This is a genomic window from Salinicola tamaricis (assembly GCF_003006155.1).
Taxonomy (GTDB): domain Bacteria; phylum Pseudomonadota; class Gammaproteobacteria; order Pseudomonadales; family Halomonadaceae; genus Salinicola; species Salinicola tamaricis.
The window spans coordinates 121,464-144,201 of sequence record NZ_CP023559.1 but is presented as its reverse complement, the minus strand read 5'-3'; the positions used below and the strand labels follow the sequence as shown (position 1 = coordinate 144,201).

Sequence of the window (22,738 nt, the reverse complement as noted above, 5' to 3'; positions counted from 1 at the left end):
TCGGGCTGTTCCTGCTTTGGGCGCCGGGTGGGCGTCGGCTGGCGGTAATGCCGTCCTGAGAGAGAGGGTGCTTACAAAATGTCTGCGCTCGACAATACGGCGTTGAAATCGACCTAAAAATGCTCATTTACCCCCTGTAAACTCCGCTTTTTCGGCCGATTCCGCCTTGTCTTGCCTTCGCTCGCCGAATTTGTAAACACCCTCTTAGACCCTCGCGCCCGCTCCCCGGGGCGCGTCACCCGGAGCAGGGCGATGCCCGCGACCCTCGAACAGCGCATTCTGACCCTCTCCATCGCCGCCACCCTGGTGGTCTCTGCCCTGGGCGTGGCGCTGGGTCTGATCTCGGGCTCGGAGGCGATCCTGTTCGACGGCGTCTTCTCGTCGATCGATGCGGCGATGTCGATGCTGGCACTGGCGGTGACGCGCCTGGTGATGCGCGAGTCGACCCGCCGCTTCCAGCTCGGCTACTGGCATCTGGAACCGATGGCCGCGGCCTTCAACGGCGCGGTGCTGGTGCTGCTGTGTTTCTACGCTTTTCTCAACGCCCTCGGCACCTGGCTCAAGGGCGGCAGCGAGCCGCAGCTGGGGCTGGCGCTGGGCTACGCGGTGGCGGTGAGCCTGATCTGCTTCACGCTGTTCTTCTGTGAGCGCCGGCTCAATCGCCGCGCGCGCTCGGAGTTCGTGCGTATCGATCTGCAGAACTGGCTGATGGCGGGGCTCATCACCAGCGCGCTGCTGCTCGCCTTCCTGCTCGCCTGGGCGATGGAGGGCACGCGCTACGCCGGCTGGATCCCTTACGTCGACGCCACCCTGGTGATGCTGTTGACCCTAGTGTTCGTGCCGATCCCGCTACGAATCGTCTACCGCGCCATGCGCGAGGTGCTGATGGTGGCGCCGTCGCGGCTCGACAGCGAGGTGCGCGCGGCGATGGCGCCGGTGATGCGCCGCGAGGGGCTGCTGGCGTTCGACAGCTACGTGGCCAAGAGCGGGCGCGTGCACACCATCGAGGTGCATATCCTGACCACCCCCGAGTTCGCCCGCGACGGCGGCATCGCCGTGTGCGACGAGATCCGTGCCGAGATCGCCGCCGGGCTCAGCGTGCCCGCCGAGCAGCGCTGGTTCACCGTCGCCTTCACCGCCGAGCAGCGCTGGCTGTAGCGCTATCCCGCGGGCTGCCCGCCGCCTGCACCAGGGCGCGGATCAGGCGCTGCTGGGAGCGGCTGAAGAGCATCAACTCCGGGTGCCACTGGACCCCGATCAGGAAGGCGTGATGCTCGCTCTCGATCGCCTGGACCAGCTCGTTGCGATCCCGCGCCACTACCTTGAGCCCCTCGCCAGGGCGATCTACCGCCTGGTGGTGGAGGCTGTTCACCTGGCAGTAGCGGCGGTTGAGAATCTCGGCCAGACGGCTGTAGGGGTCGATCTCCACGCGCTTGCGCGGCAGCACCGTGCGCCGGTTGCGGATATGCCGGTAGGTGGACTGGATATCGCCGATCAGGCTGCCACCGAGGTGGATATTGATCATCTGCGCACCGCGGCAGATGCCCAGGATCGGTAGCCCGAGTGGTAGGCAACTGGCGAGCAGGTCGAGTTCCAACTCGTCGCGGGCGGGGTCGATGCGCACGTCGAGCTGCATCTCACCGCCGTAGCGGTGGGCGCCGATATCGTCACCGCCGCCGATGATCAGGCCATCCAGCTTGCGCCGCAGCGGACGCGCCGGCGACACCCGCAGCGGCAGCCCGCCGGCGCGCCACACCGAGAGCCAGTCGCACCACCACGCCATGCGGCTCTTGTGGTCCGAGGTGGTGATGCCAATCAGCGGCCGCCGGGTGGGTTTCTCGCCGGCCATCAGGAGCGCATCCAGCGCTGCAGCGAATCGAGCCAGCGGCTCAAGGTTGGCTGCGCCAGGTGCTCGCGATAAGCCTCGCAGCGCTCGGCCAGACGTGCCGGATCGGCGGCCAGGCGCTCGACCTCGACCCAGCGATTCCACTCCAGGCTGGCGCCCCAGTCGGGATCGGAGAGCGAGGCGTTGGGCAGCCGATAGTGGTAGGTCGGGCGCGGCTTGACCAGCCCCTCCTGCAGCAGCGGGCTGGGGTGGTCCGGGGCCAACCAGGCGAACAGCGGCAGCAGGTCGAGCTCACGGTTGCGGGTGGGGTTGGCTTCCAGGTAGTCGTCGATCAGCTGCGCCAGCGTCGGCTGGTAGTCGGGGTCGAGCACGAGGCTTGCGTAAGTCTCGGAGAAGGGCCGGGTGTGCGGCAGCATGTCCCGGGTGAGGTCGACCTCGATCTGATCGCGCAGCCACTCGGCCAGAATCAGATAGGCGCGCAGATGAGCGAGCACGCTCTCCACCTCGGGTGACGGAATCTCCGGATTGAGATGCAGCCCGAAGGCGTAGATCAGGCTGGCATCGGTACCTTCGGCGCCGTGGCTGCGCAGGCGTCGAATAGCGCATCGAGCTCGGCCAGGGCGTGCCACGGCAGCGGTGGGCAGACGATCTCGGTGGGCACCAGCCCGGCGACCATGTCGCCTAGCCATTCGCGGGTGCGCGAGTGCAGGCTGGCACGTAGGTGCTCGCCGATCCCCGGCGGCTGGCCGTTGTGCGAGCGGGCGCGTGCCAGCAGCGCGGCATCCGGATGCACGTACTGGCTGTCGAGCTCGATATGGAAGGTGCCCCAGGGCGTGTCGGCGACCCGCAGGCGATGGGCGCTGTCATGCTTGAGCGTGCCGCCGAAGGTCGCCTCGACCAGGCGCGCGGCAGCCAGCGGGGCGATGCCGGCGAACTCGATCTCCACCCCGACGCAGCGGGCACGGCCATCGCGGTTGTCGGGTTGCGGGGGCGTTGTCAGGGACACATCGGACTCCTTGCCGGTACGCGGTGGCGCGGCCACAGGGGCGTGATCGTGGCGATGATTCGACGGCATCAGAGCAGCTCGTTCACCCAGAGCCTAGCAGGCCTGAGAGTGGATGACAGTCGCCTTGTCGGGATCCGGCAGACCTTGGTGGGTGATTGGTGCCGCGAGCAGGGGCGCAGGGCGGGTCATCAGCCCCAGTGGCTGAGTACCACGCCGCCCAGGATCAGCCCGCCGGCCACCAGGCGTTCGCGTCGCAGCGGCTCCTTGAGCCAGACCACGCCGATGGCGATGGCGAACAGCACGCTGGTCTCGCGCAGCGCCGCGACCAGGGCGATCGGTGCCTGGGTCATCGCCCAGATAGTAATGCCGTAGGCGCTCAGCGACAGCGCGCCGCCGATCAGCCCGACCCGCCAGTGGCCGATCAGGGTCGGCAGCACCCCTGGCCCGCGCATCAGCACCAGCGTCGCAGCATGCCCAGGCCATCGAGCAGGAACAGCCACACCACATAGCTGGCGGCACTGCCGTTGACCCGCGCGCCGCTGCCATCGGTGAGCGTGTAGCCGGCGATGAACACCGAGGTGATCAGGGCATTGGCCAGGGCCGTGTGGACAGGCGGTGCTGGGCGCCGCCACGCAGCGCCATGCTGAAGATACCCAGGACCAGCAGGGCGATGCCGGCGTAGCCGAAGGCGGTGGGCGAGTCGCTGAGGGCGAAGATCCCGACCACGGTGACCAGTAGTGGCGCACAGCCGCGGGCGATGGGGTAGACCTGGCCCAGGTCGCCGCTGCGATAGGCGCGTGCCAGGACACGTTGTAGCCGATGTGCAGGAAGGTGGAGGCGATCAGCCACGGCCAGGCGGCGGCGCTGGGCATTGGCACGAAGGCGACGCAGGCCAGCGAGATCAGCGCGCAGGCGACCTGGATCAGTGACAGGGATTAGGCGGTCGAGACCCACCTTGACCAGGGCGTTCCAACTGGCGTGCATCAGGGCGCCGGCGAGCACGGCGAGGAGGATGGGTGTGGTCACGACATGTCCTGGTGTCGGCTGCCTGGCCATCGCATGCGGATGCCGGCGCTGTCATAAGTTTGTCATAGTCTGCCCCAGCCCGGTGGCGGCGTCGATCCCGTGTGCTGGGCGAGCCGTGCCGGGGTAGGATAGGCAGCCTATCGGCCCGGCCGAATCTCTGTTCTTTGGGAGCGTGAATGTTCAGTGTTCTGCACGCCAACCACCTCGAGGATCTGCGCGACCTGTCGCTGGCGCTGATGCAGCGTCAGCGGCTGCCACCCCTTACCCCCGAGACCTTCCTGGTGCAGTCCAACGGCATGGCGCAGTGGCTGCGGCTGTCGCTGGCGGAGGCCGATGGCGTCGCCGCCTCGGTGGACTTCCCGCTGCCGTCGAGCTTCGTCTGGCGTGCCTACCGCGCAGTGCTGGAGCGCGAGGGCGCGCCGATTCCGCAGCACTCACCGTTCGACAAGCGTCCGCTGGCGTGGCGCATTCTGCGTCTGCTGGAATCCCGGATCGAAGCGGAGCCGGCGGTGTTCGCGCCGCTGGCGCACTATTTATCCGCTGACGCGGGGTCCGCCGCAGGCGCTTTGTCCGCTGACGCGGGGTCCGCCGCAGGCGCTTTGTCCGCTGATGCGGGAGCCGCCGCAGGCGCTTTGTTCGCTGACACCGGGGCCGAGCCGGCATCGGACAGCGCCGGCGCGCCAGGTTCCGCCGCCGAGCAGGCCGAGCGCAAGCGCTGGCAGCTCGCGGTGCGTCTGGCCGATCTGTTCGACCAGTATCTCAACTATCGGCCGGACTGGCTGGCGGCGTGGGAGCAGGGCGAGATGGCACCGACGGATCTGCCTGCCGACCAGCGCTGGCAGCCGGCGCTGTGGCGGGCGCTGCTGGAGGATGCCGACCCGGCCGAGCGCGAGTTCCATCGCGCGCGGCTGCATGGGCGCTTCGTGCGCGCCGCGCGGGCCCTCGACGCCTGCCCGCCGGGGCTGCCGCCGCGGCTGTTCGTGTTCGGCATCTCGGCGCTGCCGGCGCAGCTCCTGGAGGCGCTGCACGCACTCTCCGGCGTCATCGATGTCTTTCTGATGATCACCAACCCCTGTCGTCACTACTGGGGCGATATCGTCTCCGACCGTGAGGCGATCAAGCGTGCCGGGCGTCTCTCAGCGGCCGCCCAGACCCGCCAGCAGGAGCGCCACCCGGAGGCGCCGTGGCTCGCCGAACTCGATGAAGAGGCGCTGCATCTGCAGGCCAACCCGCTGCTCGCGGCCTGGGGCGCCCAGGGCCGGGACTTCATCGTCGGGCTCTACGAATTCGAGAGCCAGGATGGCGGCTTCGACGTCGAGACCGATCTGTTCCAGGACCCGGCCTCGACTGGGGCGCCCTCACTGCTCGCGCAGATCCAACAGGACGTGCTCGATCTGCGCCATCCCGGCGAGCTGGCGCGCGAGCAGGGCCACAAGCGCACCATCGCGGCCGACGACGCCTCGTTGTCTTTCTACCGCGTGCACTCGCCGCTGCGCGAGGTCGAGGTGCTGCACGACCGCCTGCTCGCCGCGTTCGACGAGGCGAGTGCGGGGGTGCGCCGCTGCGCCCCCGCGACATCCTGGTGATGGTGCCGGAGATCGATATCTACGCCCCCTATATCGAGGCGGTGTTCGGCCAGTACGCGGCGGACGATCCGCGCCACGTGCCGTTCACCATCGCCGATCAGGTGGCCAGTGAAACCCATCCGCTGATGGTGCTGGTGCTCGCACTGCTGGAGCTGCCGGAGCGGCGGCTCGGGGTGAGCGAGCTGCTCGATGCCCTCGACGTGCCGGCGCTGCGGGCGCGCTTTGGCATCGATGAGGGCGAGCTGCCGCGGCTGCGCCAGTGGCTGGCGGAGAGCGGCGTGCGCTGGGGGCTTTCTGCCAGCCACCGCCGCGCGCTGGGCTTTCCTGCGCTGCACGAGAACAGCTGGGCGTTCGGCCTCGAGCGCATGCTGTTGGGGTATTCAACCGGCCCGCTGCCGCCGGAAGCAACCGGCCCGCTGCCGCCGGAGTCGACCCGGGCGAATGCGACAGAGTCGACAGCGTGGCAGTTCGACGCCATCGTGCCCTATGACGAGGTCGGCGGGCTGGAGGCGGATCTCGCCGGACGCCTGGCGGAGCTGGTGGCGGCGCTCGAGGCGCAGCGCGCCGAACTCTGCGCGCCGGGGACGCCGGCCGAATGGCGGGTGCGCCTGGGGGCGCTGCTGGCGCGGATGTTCCAGCCCGCCGGGCTCGACGAGCACGACGTCCTGGCGCGGGTCGATCAGGCTCTGGGGCGCTGGCAGGCGAGCTGTGAGCTGGCGGCCTTCTCCCAGCCGATCGGGCTCGGTGTGGTGCGCGATGCGCTCAAGGCGGAACTCGACGAGGGTGGCCTGGCGCAGCGTTTCCTCGCCGGCAAGGTCAACTTCGCCACCCTGATGCCGATGCGCGCGATCCCGTTCCGGCATATCTATCTGCTGGGGATGAGCGACGGCGCCTATCCGCGCACCCGCCAGCCGCAGGATTTCGATCTGATGGCAGGGCGTGCGCGCCCCGGCGACCGTTCGCGGCGCGACGACGACCGCTATCTGCTGCTCGAGGCGCTGCTCTCCGCCCGCGACCGGCTGACCCTCTCCTGGGTCGGCTTCGACCAGCGCGACAATACCCCGCGGCCGCCCTCGGTGCTGATCGGCGAGCTGCTCGACATGCTCGAGCAGGGCTGGCAGCCGGCCGGTGATGACGTCGAGGGCGACGATCCCGAGCGACGCCTGGCCGAACGCCTGATCGAGACCCATCCGCTGCAGCCGTTCTCACGCCGCTACTTCCTGGCCGACGACCCACGCTTCACCTATGACGCCAGCTGGGCGCCGCTACATGGCGCGGCGGCGAATGAGAAAACGGTGGGGCAAACCGAAACCGGGGCGCACCCGCGTACCGTCGATGATGCCATTGCGCCGGGGCCGGAGAGGCCCCAGCCCCCGGCAGAGGCGCTCGGGCTGAGCGATCTGCAGCGACTGCTGCGACGCCCATGGAGCGTCTATCTCGGGCGGCTCGGGGTGCGCTTCCAGAGCGCCGAGGTACCCGACGAGGATAGCGAACCGTTCACGCTGGATGCGCTCGAGGACCACACCCTGAGGCGTGAGCTGCTCGATGCCGGCCGCCGCGGCGAACCCCTAGTGCAGGTGGCCGAGCGCCTGCGTCTCGCCGGGCGGCTGCCGGCGGCGGGGTTCGGCCAGGCACTTATCGAACCGCCGCTCAAGCGCCTGAGCGCGCAGCTGGCGAGCTGGCGCGGGCTGACCGCGACGCTCACCGTCGGTGAGCCGACGTTATTGCACTTCGCCGCGCCGGCGGCGGGCACGACCCCGGCCCTGGCGCTGGAGGCGCGCCTGGATGAGCTCTACCTGGGCGACGAGGGGGCCGAGCTGGTCACCCTGGAGACCAGCCACTTCGGTCACTTTCGCCCCGAGGGCGAGGGGCCATGGAAGAAACTGGGCAAGCCGCACCGGCTCCACGCCGGCTATCTGCGCTGGCTGCTGGCCAACGCCGCGGGCGAACACGCTACCGCCTGGAGTGCGCTGTTCGAGGATCGGGTGCTGCGCTTCCCGCCGCTAGAGCGGGCGTTGGCGCGGGAGACGCTGGCTGCCTGGCTGGCGTGCTGGTGGCGTGCCTGGTGCGCGCCGCTACCGGCTGCCGGCGAGCTGGCCAGGACACTATGGGGCCAGTGTGGCAGCGACACCCTGGCGGCGCTGGCCGCCGGTGAGCCGCCGGAGGCGGCCCTGCGCGACACCCTGGCGGCCCAGTTCGAGGCCGGCAACTTCCAGGTCGAGGCGCTGATTCGGCGCGAAGGGGCGCTGGGGCAGCTATGGCCCGATTTCGACAGCTTCGCCGCCGCCGGCGGTGTGGGCGAGAGCGTCCGCCACTATCAGCCGCTGCTCGACGCCATGCGCCGTGCGACGCAGCGTGTTCACGCCACGGGAGAGCGTTCATGAGCGAGAGCGTCGTCGCCCTCGAACTCGACAGCCTGCCGCTGACCGGGCGCCATCTGATCGAGGCCAGCGCCGGCACCGGCAAGACCTTCACCCTGGCCGCGCTCTACGTGCGCCTGGTGCTCGGCCCGTTGCCCGGGCGTGAGACACTCGACTTCCCGCGTCCGCTGACCCCGCCGGAGATTCTGGTGGTGACCTTCACCGAAGCGGCCACGGCGGAGCTGCGCGAGCGTATCCGGGCGCGGCTCAAGCAGGCCCGCGAGTGGCTCCTGGCGAGCCCCGACGCGCGCCGCGACCGCGTGCTGGCGACGCTGCTGGCACCCCTGGTAGCAGCGGGCGAGACGGCCTGTCGTAGCGGCGCCGACGCCTCGATCAGGCCGCGCGGCTGATGGACGAGGCGGCGATCTTCACCATCCACGGCTTCTGCCAGCGCATGCTCACGCGCCACGCCTTCGACGCCGGCGCGCGCTTCTCCGCCGAGCTTTTGCAGGAGGGTCGCCCGCTGCTGACCCAGGTGGTCGAGGACTACTGGCGGCGCGAGTTCTACCCGCTCGACGCGCGCTGGCAGCGCCAGATTCGCGCCCACTGGAGTGGGCCCGAGGCACTGGCCGCGGCACTGGCGCCGCTGCTCAAGGATGGCCAGCCGCAGCCGCTGTGGGTCGGCGGCGAGGCGGTGGACGCGCCGCAGACGCTGGCGACGCTGTTCGCCGGCGCCGAACAGACACTGAGCGAGCGCGAGACGATCGAAGCGGCGCTGCGCGCGAGCTGGGACGAAACGGCGATCCGCCAGGTGTTGGCCCAGGCGTTCGAGGCCGGCTCGCTCAACAAGCGCAGCTATAAGGTCGAGGAGCTGGACACACGCCTGGCGGCTTACGCTGCCTGGCTTGCCCGCGGCGAGTTCGAGGCGGCGGAGGAGATCAGCGACAGCAGCGGGCGTTTCTGGCTGGGGCAGGCCAAGCTCGAAGGCGCCACCCGCAAGGGCGCCACGCCACCGGCGCACCCCTTCTTCGCTGCGCTCGACCGCCTGGCCGAGCACGGGCGGCCGTTCGATGCCATTGCCGCCCGCGTGCTGGTGCACGCTCGCGACCGTGTGGCCCAGGCCTTCGCCCAGGAGAAGCGGCGCCAGGGCGTGTGGGAGTTCGCCGATCTGCTCAACGATCTGGATGCGGCGCTGACCCCGCGGCCCAGGCCGGTGAAGAGGCCGCCGCATTACGCCTGGCGGCGCGGATCCGGCACGAGTTGCCGGTGGCGCTGATCGACGAGTTCCAGGACACCGACCCGGTGCAGTACCGGATCTTCTCGCGTCTCTACCGTGCGCCGCAGAGCGACCCGGCGACCACGGCGCTGCTGATGATCGGTGACCCCAAGCAGGCGATCTACGCCTTCCGCGGCGCCGACATTCACACTTATCTGCGCGCCCGGCGGGCCACCCCGAGCCGCTTCACCCTGCTGCGCAACTTCCGCTCCACCGAGTCCATGGTGGCGGCGACCAATGCGCTCTTCGCCGGCCATCCGGAGCCCTTCGGCAGTGCCGAGATCCCCTTCGTCGCGGTGGATGCCAGCGCCAAGTCGACGCATCTGGTGACCCAGGAGGGCGTCCCGGTGGCGGCACTCGGCGCCTGGTGGCCGGATAGCGAGCGCTACGCCCAGGGTGACTATCAGGCGCGTATGGCGACGGCGACCCGGGCTGAGGTGCAGCGGCTGCTGGAGGGCGCGTGGCGCTTTACCGGGGAGCACGGCGAGCGCACGCTCAAGCCCGCCGACATCGCGATTCTGGTGCGCAACGGCCCCGAAGCGCTCAAGGTGCGCCGGCGCTGGCCGAGGGCGGCATTCGCAGTGTCTATCTCAGCGAGCGCTCCAGCGTGTTCGACACCCCGCAGGCGTTCGAGCTGTTGCAGCTGTTCGAAGCGGTGGCGCAGCCGCGTCAGGATGCCCGGCTCAAGGCCGCACTCGCCTCGCGGCTGCTCAACGACAGCCCCACGGCGCTGGAGGCGCTGCTCGCCGACGAGCTGGCCTGGGAGCGCGAGGTCGAGCGCTTCGGCGACTATCACCGGCTGTGGCAGCGGCGCGGCGTGCTGCCGATGCTGCGCGCGGTGATGCGCGACTTCCGCATCGCCGAGCGTCTGGCCGCACGCGCCGACGGCGAGCGTGCCCTGACCGACCTGCTGCATCTGGGGGAGCTGGCCCAGGCTGCACAGCAGCGACTCGACGGCGAGCAGGCGCTGCTGCGCTGGTGGCATCGGGCGCTGCAGGCGGGTGAGACGAGTCTCGACAGCCAGGCCCTGAGCCAGCGCCTGGAGAGCGACGAGGATCTGGTGCAGGTGATCACCGTGCACAAGTCCAAGGGGCTGGAGTACCCCATCGTGCTGCTGCCGTTTGTCTGCTCCCACCGCCCGGCGGAGCCCGACCGCCAGACGCAGCTGCTGGCGCTGCGTCCGCCCGACGGCGAGGGCAGCGTGATGGTCGCCAGTCCCGACGAGACGCAGCGGCGCGACGCCGATCTGGCGCGACTCGACGAGGATGTGCGGCTGCTCTACGTGGCGCTGACCCGGGCGATCTTCGCCTGCCGTCTGGGCGTGGCCCATGTCGGGCGCGGGCGCAGCCGCGGCGGCTGTCTCCACGAGACCGCGCTGGGGCGGCTGCTCGGCAGCCAGGCCGAGGATGACGGCGAGGCCCTGCTGGCCCGCCTGCAGGTCGCCCAGCGCGCCGGCTGGCTCGAGCTCTCGGCGCCTCCCGAACCGCCGGCCTGGCGCCTGCGTCAGGCCCAGGCGGCGGGCGAGACCAAGCCGGCGCGGCGCTTCCAGGGAACGATCGACGACGACTGGTGGATCGCCTCCTATACGGCGCTGATCGCCGATGCTCGGCTTGGCGATGGCGAGGATCTGCCGGCGACCCTCGACGTCGAGGTGAGCCAGGAGCGCGATCCGGTGCCACGGCCGCGGATTCGCTCGCTGATCGACTTTCCGCGCGGGCCACGGCCGGGCACCTTTCTGCACGGCCTGCTCGAACGTCTCGATCTCGATCGTCTCGCGACGCCGGCCTATGTCCAGGAGGTACGCCGCGGGTGGCGCGTGGGCTGTCCCTTGGCGGCTACGAGGCGGACTGGGGCGAGCTGCTCAGTGACTGGCTCACCCAGCGCCTGTGCCAGCCGCTGCTGCGCAGCGCTGCGGGTGAGGTGCGGCTGACCACACTCTCGGCGTGGCGCACCGAACTCGAGTTCTGGCTGCCGGCGACGGCGGCCTGGAGTGCACCCCTCGACCGCCTGGTGAGCCGGCTGGAGCCGCTGCCCGGGCAGCGCCCGCGGCTGGCGCCGCGCAAGCTCAACGGCATGCTCAAGGGCTATATCGACCTGGTGTTCGAGGCCCACGGGCGCTGGTACGTGCTCGACTGGAAATCCAACCACCTGGGCGATGACCCCGCCGACTATCTGGGCGAGCGGCTGGCGGCGGCGATGGTCGCCCACCGCTACGACCTGCAGTACGTGCTCTACGTGCTGGCGCTGCACCGGCTGCTCGCGGCACGCCTCGAGGATTACGACTACGCCCGCCACATGGGCGGCGCCTGCTATGTGTTCCTGCGCGGGCTGGCGTCGGAGGCTGTCGACACGGCGCCCGAATCCGCGCCGGGGGCTTTTAATAAGGCGCCCGATCCTGCGCCCGGCGTCTTCTTCCGCAGCCCGTCTCAGGCGCTGATCGAGGCGCTGGACGCCTGGCTCGATGGCGATGAGGGGCCGGCCAACGCACTGCTGGCCTCGGCCGAGGAGGTCGAGACATGAGTTCGCAAGATCACGACATGTCGCCGCAACCCGCGCGAGCGATCAGTTCTCCCTCGATCTGGCGGCGCCGGCGCCGCCGGTGCTGCAGCGGGAGGGGCTGTTCGCGGCCCTGGCGTTGTGGGTCGAGCTGGGCTGGCTGCGCCAGCTCGACCGCCACTTCGCGCGTTTTCTCGCCGCCCACGATGGCGGTTCCGATCCCGATGTCGATCACACCACCGACGGCGGCGATCCGCTGGTGTGGCTGGCGGGGGCGCTGGTGAGCCATCAGGCGGGGCGCGGCCATGTCTGCCTCTCGCTGCCACGCACTCTGGCGGCGCCGCACTCGGCGCTGTCGCTGCCGCCGCTGGATGGCGGTGAGCCGCCGGCCACCCCGGTGACGCTGCCGGAGCAGCTGCTGGCCGGGCTCGATCTCGCCGACTGGCGTGAGCGGCTGGTAGCCTCACCACTGGTCGCCAGCGCCGAGGTCGCCGCCGCCAGCGCCACGCCGCTGGTGCTGGAGGGAGACCAGCTCTATCTGCGCCGCTACTGGCAGGCGGAGTGCGGGGTGGCGGCGCGGCTGCGCCAGCGGTTGGGCGGCAGTCTGCCGGTGAGTGATGCCATGGCCGCGCCGCTGGCGGCGCTCTTCGCCGGCAACGCGGGCGCAACGGCTGATGCTTCGACGAACGCCCCGACTGGCAGCGGGTCGCCTGTGCGCTGGCGCTGCGCCAGCGGCTGACGATCATCTCCGGCGGCCCGGGCACCGGCAAGACCACCACGGTGACCCGGCTGCTGGCGCTACTGCAGCAGCAGGCGCTGGATGCCGGGACAGCGCTTCGGATCCGTCTCGCTGCACCCACCGGCAAGGCCGCCGCGCGGCTGTCGGCGTCGATCGCCGGCGCGGTCGCCAAGCTGCCGGTGGCGGAGGGCGTGCGCGCGGCGATACCGCAGGAGGCGCAGACCCTGCACCGCCTGCTCGGGGCGCGGCCGGACACGCGGCATTTCCGCCACGATGCCGAGACGCCCCTGAGTCTCGACCTGCTGGTGGTCGACGAGGCCTCGATGGTCGATCTGGAGATGATGGCCGCGCTGCTGGCGGCGCTACCGCCCCAGGCGCGGCTGATTCTGCTCGGCGACAAGGATCAGCTCGCCTCGGTGGAAGCGGGCTCGGTGCTCGGCGATCTCTGCGTCGGTGCCGGGGTGGACCGGGAGGTCGGCTACACCGAGGCGACCCGCGCCTATCTGGCCCGGGTGGGTGGCGAGTCGCTGCCGCCAGCGGCGATCGCCAACCCGTTGGCGGATCATGTGGCGATGCTGCGCCGGAGCTTCCGCTTTCACGCCGATAGCGGTATCGGTGCGCTGGCCCGTGCCGCCAATGCCGGCGATGGCGACGCCTTTCTCGATTGCCTGGGCGGGGAGTACGCCGATATCGAGCGTATCGGCAGCGAGGGCGCGGCCTTCGAGCGTCGGGTGGTGGAGGGCTATCGTGCACTGTTTGCGGCCCTCGCCCGCGGCGCGCCCGCCGCCGAGCTGCTGGCACTGCAGGGGCGCTTTCAGGTGCTGTGTGCACTGCGCCGAGGGGAGTGGGGCGTCGAGGGGCTCAACGCGCGCATCGCCCAGATTCTGCGGCAGCAGGGGTTCATCACGCGCACCGATGGCTGGTATGCCGGGCGCCCGGTGATGGTGACCCACAACGATCCGCAGCTGGGGCTCTACAACGGCGATCTGGGGCTGACCCTGGCCGATGCCGACGGGCGCCTGCGGGTCTGCTTCGTGCAGGGCGATGGGGTTCGCCAGGTGCTGCCCTCGCGCCTGGATGCCGCCGCCACCGCCTTTGCCATGACCGTGCACAAGTCCCAGGGGTCGGAGTTCGAGCATGTACTGTTCGTGCTCCCGGCGCGGGCCAACCCGATCGTCACCCGCGAGCTGATCTACACTGGCGTCACCCGGGCGCGTTCACGCCTGAGCCTGGCGCTGGCGGCGGGGTCAGGGCAGAGCCGTACGCTGCGTGAGGCGATCGCCCGGCGCGTGGTGCGCGAGAGCGCGATCGCCGAGCGCCTGCTGCGCCACGCCCCCGCGCACGAGAGAGACGAGGGCACGCCCGAGACGCCGCGGCTCTGAATCACTGGTCTTTAAATGGTGCCCCCAATCACCCTACAAGGAACCGGGTATGACCGACGCGCAACGCGTTCTCCACTGGCAGGATCTGACCGGCCCGGAGCTGGCCGCGCGGGTCGACGCACGCACGGTGGCGGTACTGCCGCTGGCGGCGATCGGCAGCATGGAGCGCATCTGCCGCTCTCCACCGATCTGGATATCGGCCTGGGCCTGCTGGCCGCCGCGACATCTGAGCTTGAAAACCACGGGCTGGACAGCCCGGGCACGGTGGTGGTGGTGCTGCCGCCGCTGGCGCTGGGGGCGAGTAGTCTCGAACATACCGCCTTCTGCGGCACCCTGAGCCTGATGCCGGAGGCGGCGATCGGGGTGATCGAGGCACTGGGCGAGCGCGGCGGTGAGCCGCGCCGGTATCCGCCGCCTGGTGTTGTTCAACAGCCACGGCGGCAACAAGGCGGGGTGATCGATCTGGCCGCGCTCAAGCTGCGTGCGGCCCATGGTATGCTGGTGGTCAAGGCCAACTACTTCCGTTTCCCGCCGGCCGAGGCGCTGCCCGCCGAGGAGCTGCGCCATGGCCTGCACGGCGGCGCGCTGGAGACCGCGATGATGCTGCATCTGGCACCGGGAAGGTGCGCCGCGAGGCGCTGACCAACGCGGTCTCCGAAGCCCAGCACCAGGCCGATGCCGGCGCCCGGCTCGGCCCCGAGGGCGACGCCGGCTACGCCTGGATGGCCCAGGATCTCCACCCCAGCGGGGTCACTGGTGATGCGACGCTGGCCGACGCCGCCACTGGAAGCCGGCTGGTGGCCCACTTCGCGGCACGGCTGGCGGAGGTGATCGAGGCCGCCGCCGCGTTCGATCTCTCGACGTTGCGTTAGGCTGGCGGGCGCTCGAGTGGCGAGGATGATACCGGCGAGCGAACGGCGCCGATGGCCGGCGCCGTCGCTGCATGAGGGGAGCGTGAGAAGCGGGGGTTACTTGGTCACCGGGCGCTTGAACGGGGCCACTCGGCTATCGCTCTCCTGGCCCAGCACCTCTTCCAGCCAGTGGCCGGCACGCTTGGCTTTGGCATCGAGATAGCGTTGATTCTGCCGCGTCAGCTTGCCGTAGACGCCGCGCCGATTGACCACTTCGATGCCGCCCTGGGCCATGGCGTTGAGCTTCTCCGGGTTGTTGGTGAGCAGCTCGATGCGCTGGATCTGGAGCTGCTCGAGCATCTCCAGGGCAACGCCGTAGGTGCGCTCGTCCTCGCCGAAGCCGAGCACCTGATCGGCATCCACGGTGTCGAGCCCGCCATCCTGCAGGGTGTAGGCGCGCAGCTTGTTGGCCAGGCCGATGCCGCGCCCCTCCTGGGCCAGATAGAGCAGTACGCCGCCACCGCGCTCGTCGATCGCGCGCACGCTTTCGCGCAGCTGCTCCCCGCAGTCGCAGCGCAGGCTGCCGAACAGGTCGCCGGTGAGACAGGCCGAATGCAGACGCACCGGCACCGCATCGTTCCAGGTCTGCGGGTCACCGATCAGGATGGCGATATGCTCGCGCATGCCGTCGGCCTCGCGAAACATCACGAAGCGGCTCTCTTCGGCATGAGAGAGCGGGATCTGTGCCTCGCTGGTGCGCTTGAGAAAGTGCGAGCGGTGCTCGGCGTAGGCCGCGATCTGCTCGGCGGGCAGCGCCAGCACCGAGCCTTCGGCGACCAGCGCCTCGACCTGGGCGCGGCGCTCGGCGGCAACGTCAGCCACTACCGCTGCCGGGATCAGCAGGCCGATACGCATCATCTCCAGCGCCGCTTGAGCGCCTGATGAGGCAGCTCTCGGGCGGCTGTCGGCAGGCAAGCGCTTGTCTTCGGCGCTGGCCCAGGCGATCACCTCCTCGGCGGTATCGGCGGCGTCGATCGGCAGCAGCGCCGCGGCGTGCTCGGTCTCGACACCTAGCCGTGCCAGGCGGTGGCGGGTCAGAGACAGGGCAGGCTGGCTGCCGCTCAGCGCTTGCAGGGCCGCCAGCGCCTCGTCGTCACAGCCTTCCAGCGGGTGGACCATGACATCGCTGCCCTCGGCCCTGACCAGTACCGGCAGGCCGCGTCTCAGGTCGAAAATCGCTCGTTCTACCTGTCGCATCTCATCTCTCCTTTCGCATCATCCATGATTCAAGCCGGTGTTTGGGAACCGCTGCCTAAATGTCTGCACGAGCGAATGACTACGTTGCGCGGTACTCGAAGGCTCACCTAACCCCATGTTATGTCTCGCCTTCTGCGCTCCGTGCGCCTTGCCCTTCATCTCGTTCGACGATTTATTCAGCGCTTCCTTTGCTGCTTCACCGCTGGGCGTCGGCTCGGGCGCTTCCGCCAGCGGTAGGGTTTGCTAACCTTGCACGCGTGATCTCCGTGTAGCGCAACGACGCTCGCTGCGTCCTTCCCCCCAGTCTGGCCGAGGAGTGCCCATGTCCACCAGTTTCGAGAGCGCTACGATGATCGATACGCCGCTCGCCTGGCGTTGGATTCGTGATATCGCCGCGGCGACGCGATGCCAGCGTTTCGATGGCAGAGTCGGGCGAGACGGTCTGCGCCTCGAGGTCGATGCCGAAGGGAGCTGGCACAGCGATGCCGAGGTGAGCAGCGACGCGGCGCAGCTGCTGTCGATCTGGCTGCCCTGGTGCGTCGCCGATCTCAGCCAAGGCCCGCGACTCATGGCCCAGCTCGGCCAGAGTCTGGATGGGCGCATCGCCACGGTCAGCGGCGCCTCCCATTACGTCACCGGCCCCCTCAGTCTGGTTCATCTTCACCGCACGCGCGCGCTGGTGGATGCGGTGGTGGTCGGTGCCGGCACGGTGGACGCCGACGACCCCCAACTGACGGTGCGCCACGTGGAGGGCGACAATCCGCTGCGGGTGGTGCTCGATCCGCGCGCCCGGGTCTGCGCCACGCGGGGGGTGTTCACCCGCGACTCGGCGCCGACCTGGCATCTGGTGGCCGCGGCGCGCGCTGCGCAGGTCACCGCCGAGATGGCCGCGCAGGGCGCGGGTCATGTCACGGTCAAGCCGTTGCAGGTCGATGCTGCGGGGCTGATCCGGCCGAGGTGGTGGCGCTGCTGGCCGAGGGTGGCTGCCGGCGCATTCTGGTCGAGGGCGGGGGTCTGACCATCTCGCGCTTCCTCGAGGCCGGCCGGCTCGATCGCCTGCATAGCGTGGTGGCGCCGATGATCATCGGCTCCGGCCGGGCAGCGCTGACGCTGCCCGAGATCGAGACGCTGGACCGGGCGCTGCGTCCTGCCTGCCGCCACTTCAGCCTGGGCGAGGATATGCTGTTCGACTTCGACCTGCGCCGTGGTGCGGCAAGCTGAGCCGGGAGTCTCGAACGCCGGCAGACGATGTGCTGCGCCCATCAGAGGATCTCCCGGTCGCGGGCCAACACGGCGGCCCGCGGTGTGACATCGGCGCGCGTCGCTCGGCCCAGTGGTCGCGGGCCAGCACCAGGGCGCCGGGCAGGCTGCCGAGCAGGATCAGCAGGCCGTAGGTGATCGACAGGGTCACCCCCTCCTGGGCCGGCAGCCCGGCCAGCGGCCAGATCAGCGCCGCGGCGCCTTCGCGCAGCCCCCAGCCGGCGACGCTCAGCGGGATAGCCATCGCCAGCAGCAGCGGCGGAACCAGTGGCAGCAGCACGTCCAGCGAGTGCGGCAGCTCCAGCGCCCGGGCGGCGCACATGAAGACGGCCACGTAGGTGGCGACGACCAGCAGGGAACTCAGCAACTGGCGCGGCCAGACATGGGAACCCAGCAGCGCCTGACGCAGATCCTGCCCCAGCCGCGCCAGCGCTTTGCCCAGGCGTTGACGCCATAGGCTGGCCACCGTGACCAGTGCGAGTAGTGCCGCGGCAGCGATGGCCCACGCCCAGCTTAGATGCGCGCTACCCAGGCCGGCGACGATGGCCTCACGCAGCGGCGCTGCCATCACCAGGGTGACCAGAGCGACCAGTACCAGCGCGATCTGACCCGAGGCGCGCTCGATGATCACCGCGCGGATCGCCGCGCCGCGCTGGCCGGCATCGGTGTGGCTGCCGTGGCGCCAGGCGCGGGTGGCATCGCCCATCACGCCACCAGGCAGGATCTGATTGAGGAAAGTCGCCAGGTAGTACTCGCGCAGAGCGCGGGGCCAGGGCAGGGCGATGCCCACGTGGTGCGCGGTGAGACGCCAGCGCCAGGCAGAGATCATGACCTGGGGCAGGCTCAGCGCGACGCCCGCGACGACCCACAGTGGCGACGTGTGCCGAGCCGCGCCACGATCTCGCCGGTATTCAACTGCCAGGCGAGCGTGGCCAACAGCGCAGGGTGATACCCAAGCGCAGCGCGCGGCGTGCCGGGGTCTCACGCCGGCCGATCCTGAGGCGTTGTGACAGACGTTTCGAAAGAGGTGTCGAAACGACATGCCCGGGGCCGACTCCGGTGGCAGGGCGAGCAGATCGCGATGGCCCAGGGTCAGCATCAGCCGGCCCGCGTCGAGCGCTGAAAGACGCGCCCGGTACCAGTTTTCGATGCGCGTGGCTTGCGCCGGCGCCTGCTCCAGCAGTGCCGTCCGCCAGCCGCCATCAGCGCGTCGATCAGCGGCCAGGTCTCCCGACCCAGGCGCCAGGGTGAAGGCGCTTCGCGCAGATGGTAGCCGTGGCGCAGGAAGGCCTGCTTGAGATAGCTGGGGGCGAGGGTGCCAAGCGCTTCACCGACGCCCTTGTCACCGCTGCTGATGGGTGGCGAGGGTATCGAACGACGCGGTCGTCATTATCTTCCAGTGTCTGCCGGCGCTGTCTTGGAAGTGGATCTCGCCATCTACACTGAGCGTGAACAGCACGCGCACAGCCGAACTCGCGGCAGCGCGCGGCGAGGGTGTCGATCCACTCGGCAGAGACCAGATCTAACAGCGCTGAAGCCGTGACCAGGTCGGCGCCGTCCAGCGCGTCATCCAGCGCCTGTGTCAGCGTGGCCTCCAGCGTTGTCAGGGATCGGTTCCCCCGCGGCGCTGACGAGTTCACCACAACGGCTTCGTGCATGTTCCAGCAGGCTGGCGTCGTGGTCGACCAGCCGCCAATACTGAGGCGTGCGCAGCTGCGGCGCCAGATAGCGCAGATTGGAGCCGCTGCCGCAGCCGAGATCGACCAGCGTCGCCGTGGCAGGGATGCTGGCGCGCTGCGCCAACCAGTGGTCGGCGGCGTGGGTCAGCTGGGCGTCGCGGGCGCGGTGGTCGGCCGGTTCGCGCAGCGCGTCAGCCAGGCATCGCTGAAGTGGGCATCGGCGCTGAATGGCGTTGGTGTGCTCATGTACTCTCCGTGTCAGGGCTGCGGCGAAGGGCGCGCGGCGCTGTCCCAGTCGCCCAGGGTGTCACGCAGCGCCCGCGCCCCGTCGCGGCAGCGCTGGTACTGCTCGGGCTCATTCAGCAGCTTGGTCAGGGCTTCGCCCATTGCCTGGCTGTCACCCGGCGGCACCTTGATGCCGGCTTGCTCCGGCAGGGTGTGGGCTAGCGCCCCGCCGGTGGTGGTGACCACCGGCAGGCCGTGGGCCAGCGCTTCGGTGATGACCATGCCGTAGCCCTCGTAGTGCGAGGGCAGCACGAACAGCGTGGCGTTGCGGTAGTGCTCGCTCAGCGCCGCACTGGGCTGGGCGCCGAGCAGGCGGATACGCGCCTCCAGGCCGTGGCGGGCGATCGCCGCCTGCACCTGCGCGGCATAGTCCGGGGCGCGGTCGAGGGCGCCGATCAGGTCGCACTGCCAGGGCAGGTGTGTCATCTCGGCGAGGGCCTCTACCAGGACGTCCTGGCCCTTGCGTGGCGTCAGGGTGGCCACGCACAGCAGGCGCGGCGGGTCGAGATCGCCGTGGGCCAGCTCGCCGCGGATCACGCCGGGTTCGATCACCGCGATCTTGTTCGCGGGGACGTCGAAGTCGGCGAGCCGGTGCGCGGTGTAGACGCTGGTCACGACCACCCGATCGACCGCGGCCAGACCGCGGGTCTCGCTGATGCGAAAGCGCGCGCGCTCGGGTTCGCCGAGGCCGGTCTCGTCACACAGCGGATGATGGAGCAGGGCGGTGATCGACAGGCGCGTGGCGTGGCGCTCGACGATGGCCGGTAGCCCGCCCATGGCGAGACCGTCGATCACCACCCGGCTGCCATCGGCCAGCGCGGTCAGGGCGCTGTCCAGCGCATGCGAGGCGACCGCGTCGGGTTCGGGGAAGCGACCCTCCAGGCCGACCACGTTGACCGCCCAGCCCTGGCGGCGCAGCGCCTCGACGATACGCGCGTCGTAGAGGTAGCCGCCGGTGAGCTGCTGCGGGTCACCGGCGACGATCAGCGTGAGATCGCTCATAGGCCGCCTTCGTAGCTGGCCCAGGCGATGTGCGACTCGTGCAGGGTGACCGCGAGTGCGGTGAGATGGCGGCCACCTTCGCCCAGCTCGCCTTCGCGGATGGCGTGCGCCAGGCGGTCGAACACCACCTTGGCCATGAACTCGGTAGTGGTGTTGCGACCCTTGAACTCGTCGACGTCATCGAGATTGCTGAGGGTGAACTCGGCCAGAATCCGCTTGAGGGTGTCGCTGGCGAGCCCGATGTCGACTACCAGGTCGTCGTGATCCAGTTCCGGGCGCTTGAAGGTGACGTCGACCACGTAGGTGCGCCGTGCAGCTTCTGCGCCGGGCCGAAGGTCTCGCTGTTGAAGCTGTGGGCGATCATCATGTGATCGCGGACGGTCAGGCTGAACATTCCTTGTCTCCTCGTGCCGGGGCGGCGGTACGAAACGCGGCCGGCGGCGGTGTGATGGCGTCTTGGCGAGCGCTTTGCGCTGCGCTCAGGCGTAGCGGATACGCTCACAAAGGGTATCGTCGTCGCTGCGGCTGAGCCGTGCCAGGGTCTGTGGCAGATCGCGGAAGTGGCTCTCGCCGCTGATCAGCACGTCCAGACAGTCGTCGTTGAGCAGCGACAGCGCCAGTGACAGCCGGCGCTTGTGATCCCAGCGCGCACGGTGGCTGGGCGAGACGCTGCCGACCTGACTCGAACGCAGCGTCAGCGGCGGGCGTGGAAGGCTTCGCCCAGCGGGAGATTGACCTCGCGGCTGCCGTACCAGCTGAGCTCGACCACGCTCGCCTCGAAGCCGGCGATCTTGAGCGCAGTCTGCAGTCCGGCGTCCGAGGCGCTGGCGTGAATCACCAGATCGCGCTCGTCGGCGGCGTTGTCCGGAGTGACGAACTCGACCCCCAGTGCGCTACCCAGGAAGCGCTTGCGCTCGTCGATGTCGATCAGCTGGACCTGGGCGCCGGGAAGCTTGGTGCATAGCCAGGCAACCAGGGCGCCGACCACGCCGGCGCCGACCACGCTGATACGGTCGCCGGCGGCGGGCGCGGCATCCCACATGGCGTTGAGCGCGGTCTCCATGTTGGCGCCGAGCACGGCGCGCTGCGGCGGCACATCCTCGGGAAGGCGCACCACGTCGCTGGCGGCGATCCGATAGTGGGTCTGATGTGGATAGAGGCAATAGACGTGGCGACCGTGCCAGTCGTGGGCGCCCTGTTCGACCACGCCGACGTTGGAGTAGCCGTATTTCACCGGGCCGGGAAAGTCGCCGCTCTGGAAGGGCGCGCGCATGCGTGCGTACTCGCTGGGCGGCACCTGACCATTGAAAACGAGGGTTTCGCTACCGCGGCTGATCGCGCTGTAGCAGGTGCGCACCATCAACTCGCCAGCGTCGCTGAGTTCAGCCTGGCTGATCTCGCCGCTGCCGTCGCCGAGCGACCAGAAAGCGTGTGCGTAGGGGGTTGTCATAAAGCGTCTCTCTTGAGCTGGCTTCTGGCCTTGGGCTGAGTTCTGACCTCGAGCCGATCTGTCGCTTCGAGCCGGCCGATAGCAGGCTGTTGCTGCGGCCAGGGCGCCCGCTACTCGCTTGAGCCAACTTTCTGTTCAATAATTTCTAATGCTGGCCGGAGGCCGAGGCTCGCCTGAGTGGGCCGGGCCGATGAGTTGAGTATGGCAGAGCGTGGCGGTTTGTCATTTATACAATAACTGTACACGGAGTTGTTTTTGCATCGACTCGTGCCGTGCGACACCACCGGTTCAGGTGTTTCTCATCGGCGTTTTAGCGGTAAACGGCGCCTGTCTTCGCGGGCTGCTGGCGGGTTGGCATGCGTGCATCCAGACTTGTACGGCGGGCGTATGGATAGACAGTGACAGGGACGTCGAAAAAGAAGAAGGAGACACATCATGGCGGATGGACCGGTACGGATGAGCGCGCTGCCACACAAAAGACGACAGGGCTGGTGGGGGTGGGTAGATCTGGGCGCCGGATTGGCGCTGGTGGCGCTGCTGGTGGAGTGGGTGCACTGGGCCTTTTCCGCACCTGGTGGGCTGCGTCTTACCGCCGGTGGTGTCTATGTCGCCATTGCCACGGCGGTACTGTGGGCGTGGCCAGCGGCGCGCCAGGGCATCGGCTGGGCCAATCGCATCACGCTGCTGCGCGCGGTCTTCATCGCGCTGGTCGCCGGCCTGATCGCCTATCCCGCCTTCATTCAGCGCCACGCCGAGGGCATCGCCGCACTGGCGCTGCTGGCGCTGCTTCTCGACGGTATCGATGGCTGGGTGGCGCGTCATACGCACTCGGCGACCCGCTTTGGTGCGCGCTTCGACATGGAGCTCGACGCCTTCTTCATCGTCGTGCTGTGTGCGGCGCTGGTGGCGCTGGACAAGGTGGGCAGCTGGGTGCTGGTCATCGGTCTGGCGCGTTACGCCTTCATCGGTGCCGGACTCTACTGGCCCTGGCTGCATCGCGAGCTGCCACTCAGTTACCTGCGCAAGACTGTCTGCGTGTGGCAGGTGGCGACGCTGCTGGTGTGTCTGCTGCCACTGGTGACACCTGCCTGGGCGGTGGCGTTGACCGCACTGGCAGCGGCGCTGCTGGCACTCTCTTTCGGGCGTGATCTGGTGTGGTTGTGGCGGCGGCGGAGGGCGCCATTGAGCGACAGCGTCTTCTGACGCCCGGCCCATCCCGGCCCCGTCTCCGCCGGTA

Annotated in this window: 24 protein-coding genes and 2 pseudogenes; 15 read left to right on the top strand and 11 right to left on the bottom strand. The window is 69.6% G+C overall.

Annotated features, from left to right (window positions below; genetic code table 11):
- Nucleotides 1-252 precede the first annotated feature (252 nt).
- Nucleotides 253-1,158 carry a cation diffusion facilitator family transporter gene (locus tag CN538_RS00705; RefSeq protein WP_106418222.1) on the top strand — a complete coding sequence of 302 codons (906 nt, stop codon included), beginning with the start codon at nt 253-255 and terminating at the stop codon, nt 1,156-1,158.
- Here the strand turns inward: CN538_RS00705 and CN538_RS00700 are convergent.
- The 5 genes and pseudogenes from CN538_RS00700 to CN538_RS21515 form a co-directional block, all read right to left on the bottom strand.
- Nucleotides 1,133-1,849: a gamma-glutamyl-gamma-aminobutyrate hydrolase family protein gene (locus CN538_RS00700; RefSeq protein ID WP_106418221.1), complete on the bottom strand. Its 717-nt coding sequence runs from the start codon at nt 1,847-1,849 to the stop codon at nt 1,133-1,135. The two genes, CN538_RS00705 and CN538_RS00700, sit on opposite strands and share 26 nt — an antisense overlap.
- Nucleotides 1,849-2,921 (bottom strand): annotated as a pseudogene (locus tag CN538_RS00695) (amidoligase family protein). Before CN538_RS00695 ends, CN538_RS00700 begins: the two are co-directional and overlap by 1 nt.
- A gap of 119 nt (nt 2,922-3,040) precedes the next feature.
- The gene (locus tag CN538_RS21520) at nt 3,041-3,304 is read right to left on the bottom strand and encodes a DMT family transporter (protein WP_242495440.1); all 264 of its coding nucleotides are present in this window, start codon (nt 3,302-3,304) and stop codon (nt 3,041-3,043) included.
- Complete coding sequence (locus tag CN538_RS23870) at nt 3,304-3,426, bottom strand: hypothetical protein (RefSeq protein ID WP_277985065.1); 123 nt, start codon at nt 3,424-3,426, stop codon at nt 3,304-3,306. Before CN538_RS23870 ends, CN538_RS21520 begins: the two co-directional genes overlap by 1 nt.
- 8 nt (nt 3,427-3,434) lie before the next feature.
- Nucleotides 3,435-3,878 (bottom strand): hypothetical protein, encoded by a 444-nt coding sequence (locus CN538_RS21515; RefSeq protein ID WP_242495439.1) that lies wholly within the window; start codon nt 3,876-3,878, stop codon nt 3,435-3,437.
- Nucleotides 3,879-4,054: 176 nt separating this feature from the next.
- Here CN538_RS21515 and CN538_RS23865 point away from each other — a divergent pair, with 176 nt between their 5' ends.
- The 11 genes and pseudogenes from CN538_RS23865 to CN538_RS21485 all read left to right on the top strand — a co-directional run bounded on the left by CN538_RS23865 (nt 4,055) and on the right by CN538_RS21485 (nt 14,589).
- Entirely contained in the window at nt 4,055-5,464 is a 1,410-nt protein-coding gene (locus tag CN538_RS23865) for an exodeoxyribonuclease V subunit gamma (protein WP_106418220.1), read from the top strand.
- Entirely contained in the window at nt 5,464-7,848 is a 2,385-nt protein-coding gene (locus CN538_RS23860; protein ID WP_106418219.1) for an exodeoxyribonuclease V subunit gamma, read from the top strand. The genes CN538_RS23865 and CN538_RS23860 overlap by 1 nt, the downstream gene beginning before the upstream one ends.
- Entirely contained in the window at nt 7,845-8,234 is a 390-nt protein-coding gene (locus tag CN538_RS23855) for a UvrD-helicase domain-containing protein (RefSeq protein ID WP_164999461.1), read from the top strand. The genes CN538_RS23860 and CN538_RS23855 overlap by 4 nt, the downstream gene beginning before the upstream one ends.
- On the top strand, nt 8,234-9,100 hold the full coding sequence (locus CN538_RS19675) for a UvrD-helicase domain-containing protein (protein WP_129591262.1): 867 nt from the start codon (nt 8,234-8,236) through the stop codon (nt 9,098-9,100). The genes CN538_RS23855 and CN538_RS19675 overlap by 1 nt, the downstream gene beginning before the upstream one ends.
- Nucleotides 9,091-9,942, top strand: coding sequence for a UvrD-helicase domain-containing protein (locus tag CN538_RS21500; RefSeq protein ID WP_164999460.1), 852 nt, complete (start codon nt 9,091-9,093; stop codon nt 9,940-9,942). The genes CN538_RS19675 and CN538_RS21500 overlap by 10 nt, the downstream gene beginning before the upstream one ends.
- Nucleotides 9,927-10,388, top strand: a pseudogene (locus CN538_RS21495) (3'-5' exonuclease); the annotation flags it as partial. The gene CN538_RS21500 and the pseudogene CN538_RS21495, both read left to right, overlap by 16 nt.
- A 521-nt stretch (nt 10,389-10,909) precedes the next feature.
- Nucleotides 10,910-11,620: a PD-(D/E)XK nuclease family protein gene (locus tag CN538_RS21490; protein WP_242495438.1), complete on the top strand. Its 711-nt coding sequence runs from the start codon at nt 10,910-10,912 to the stop codon at nt 11,618-11,620.
- A 79-nt stretch (nt 11,621-11,699) separates the two neighbouring features.
- Nucleotides 11,700-12,335 carry an exodeoxyribonuclease V subunit alpha gene (locus CN538_RS20605; RefSeq protein ID WP_207233573.1) on the top strand — a complete coding sequence of 212 codons (636 nt, stop codon included), beginning with the start codon at nt 11,700-11,702 and terminating at the stop codon, nt 12,333-12,335.
- Complete coding sequence (gene recD / locus CN538_RS00660; RefSeq protein ID WP_207233725.1) at nt 12,314-13,717, top strand: exodeoxyribonuclease V subunit alpha; 1,404 nt, start codon at nt 12,314-12,316, stop codon at nt 13,715-13,717. Before CN538_RS20605 ends, recD begins: the two co-directional genes overlap by 22 nt.
- Before the next feature lie 15 nt (nt 13,718-13,732).
- On the top strand, nt 13,733-14,359 hold the full coding sequence (locus CN538_RS00655; RefSeq protein WP_242495437.1) for a creatininase family protein: 627 nt from the start codon (nt 13,733-13,735) through the stop codon (nt 14,357-14,359).
- Nucleotides 14,341-14,589, top strand: a complete 249-nt coding sequence (locus CN538_RS21485) for a creatininase family protein (RefSeq protein WP_242495436.1) — start codon at nt 14,341-14,343, stop codon at nt 14,587-14,589. Before CN538_RS00655 ends, CN538_RS21485 begins: the two co-directional genes overlap by 19 nt.
- A gap of 96 nt (nt 14,590-14,685) precedes the next feature.
- Here CN538_RS21485 and ribA read toward each other — a convergent pair whose 3' ends face one another.
- Nucleotides 14,686-15,825, bottom strand: a complete 1,140-nt coding sequence (gene ribA, locus CN538_RS00650; RefSeq protein WP_106418215.1) for a GTP cyclohydrolase II RibA — start codon at nt 15,823-15,825, stop codon at nt 14,686-14,688.
- A gap of 322 nt (nt 15,826-16,147) precedes the next feature.
- Between ribA and CN538_RS23850 the strand changes: the two genes are divergently transcribed.
- Together CN538_RS23850 and CN538_RS23845 are read left to right on the top strand one after the other, a co-directional pair.
- Nucleotides 16,148-16,843, top strand: a complete 696-nt coding sequence (locus CN538_RS23850; protein WP_277985064.1) for a RibD family protein — start codon at nt 16,148-16,150, stop codon at nt 16,841-16,843.
- Nucleotides 16,786-17,046, top strand: coding sequence for a dihydrofolate reductase family protein (locus tag CN538_RS23845; RefSeq protein WP_277985063.1), 261 nt, complete (start codon nt 16,786-16,788; stop codon nt 17,044-17,046). The genes CN538_RS23850 and CN538_RS23845 overlap by 58 nt, the downstream gene beginning before the upstream one ends.
- On the opposite strand, the gene CN538_RS00635 is transcribed toward CN538_RS23845, so the two are convergent.
- The 5 genes from CN538_RS00635 to CN538_RS00615 all read right to left on the bottom strand — a co-directional run bounded on the left by CN538_RS00635 (nt 16,988) and on the right by CN538_RS00615 (nt 21,501).
- Nucleotides 16,988-18,127: a lysylphosphatidylglycerol synthase transmembrane domain-containing protein gene (locus CN538_RS00635; protein WP_277985187.1), complete on the bottom strand. Its 1,140-nt coding sequence runs from the start codon at nt 18,125-18,127 to the stop codon at nt 16,988-16,990. The two genes, CN538_RS23845 and CN538_RS00635, sit on opposite strands and share 59 nt — an antisense overlap.
- 524 nt (nt 18,128-18,651) lie before the next feature.
- Nucleotides 18,652-18,888, bottom strand: a complete 237-nt coding sequence (locus CN538_RS00630) for a class I SAM-dependent methyltransferase (protein WP_106418212.1) — start codon at nt 18,886-18,888, stop codon at nt 18,652-18,654.
- A 134-nt stretch (nt 18,889-19,022) separates the two neighbouring features.
- Nucleotides 19,023-20,051: a glycosyltransferase family 4 protein gene (locus tag CN538_RS00625; RefSeq protein WP_106418211.1), complete on the bottom strand. Its 1,029-nt coding sequence runs from the start codon at nt 20,049-20,051 to the stop codon at nt 19,023-19,025.
- Complete coding sequence (locus CN538_RS00620; protein ID WP_242495434.1) at nt 20,048-20,350, bottom strand: 6-pyruvoyl trahydropterin synthase family protein; 303 nt, start codon at nt 20,348-20,350, stop codon at nt 20,048-20,050. Before CN538_RS00620 ends, CN538_RS00625 begins: the two co-directional genes overlap by 4 nt.
- 395 nt (nt 20,351-20,745) lie before the next feature.
- A complete protein-coding gene (locus CN538_RS00615) occupies nt 20,746-21,501 on the bottom strand; it encodes a zinc-dependent alcohol dehydrogenase (protein WP_242495433.1) in 756 nt (251 codons plus the stop codon).
- Nucleotides 21,502-21,936: 435 nt separating this feature from the next.
- On the opposite strand from CN538_RS00615, the gene CN538_RS00610 reads away from it, so the two are divergent.
- Nucleotides 21,937-22,704, top strand: coding sequence for a CDP-alcohol phosphatidyltransferase family protein (locus CN538_RS00610; RefSeq protein WP_207233572.1), 768 nt, complete (start codon nt 21,937-21,939; stop codon nt 22,702-22,704).
- Nucleotides 22,705-22,738: the final 34 nt, after the last annotated feature.

Bases quoted from the DNA above. Each gene is read 5' to 3' on its own strand.
- CN538_RS23855 (WP_164999461.1), top strand. From the start codon at position 7,845: ATGAGCGAGAGCGTCGTCGCCCTCGAACTCGACAGCCTGCCGCTGACC.
- CN538_RS00635 (WP_277985187.1), bottom strand. From the start codon at position 18,127: ATGTCGTTTCGACACCTCTTTCGAAACGTCTGTCACAACGCCTCAGGA.
- CN538_RS00655 (WP_242495437.1), top strand. From the start codon at position 13,733: ATGGTGCCCCCAATCACCCTACAAGGAACCGGGTATGACCGACGCGCA.
- CN538_RS23865 (WP_106418220.1), top strand. From the start codon at position 4,055: ATGTTCAGTGTTCTGCACGCCAACCACCTCGAGGATCTGCGCGACCTG.
- CN538_RS21520 (WP_242495440.1), bottom strand. From the start codon at position 3,304: ATGCGCGGGCCAGGGGTGCTGCCGACCCTGATCGGCCACTGGCGGGTC.
- ribA (WP_106418215.1), bottom strand. From the start codon at position 15,825: ATGCGACAGGTAGAACGAGCGATTTTCGACCTGAGACGCGGCCTGCCG.
- CN538_RS00610 (WP_207233572.1), top strand. From the start codon at position 21,937: ATGGCGGATGGACCGGTACGGATGAGCGCGCTGCCACACAAAAGACGA.
- CN538_RS00615 (WP_242495433.1), bottom strand. From the start codon at position 21,501: ATGACAACCCCCTACGCACACGCTTTCTGGTCGCTCGGCGACGGCAGC.
- CN538_RS00700 (WP_106418221.1), bottom strand. From the start codon at position 1,849: ATGGCCGGCGAGAAACCCACCCGGCGGCCGCTGATTGGCATCACCACC.
- CN538_RS00705 (WP_106418222.1), top strand. From the start codon at position 253: ATGCCCGCGACCCTCGAACAGCGCATTCTGACCCTCTCCATCGCCGCC.
- CN538_RS19675 (WP_129591262.1), top strand. From the start codon at position 8,234: ATGGACGAGGCGGCGATCTTCACCATCCACGGCTTCTGCCAGCGCATG.
- CN538_RS00625 (WP_106418211.1), bottom strand. From the start codon at position 20,051: ATGAGCGATCTCACGCTGATCGTCGCCGGTGACCCGCAGCAGCTCACC.
- CN538_RS23850 (WP_277985064.1), top strand. From the start codon at position 16,148: ATGTCCACCAGTTTCGAGAGCGCTACGATGATCGATACGCCGCTCGCC.
- CN538_RS23860 (WP_106418219.1), top strand. From the start codon at position 5,464: ATGGTGCCGGAGATCGATATCTACGCCCCCTATATCGAGGCGGTGTTC.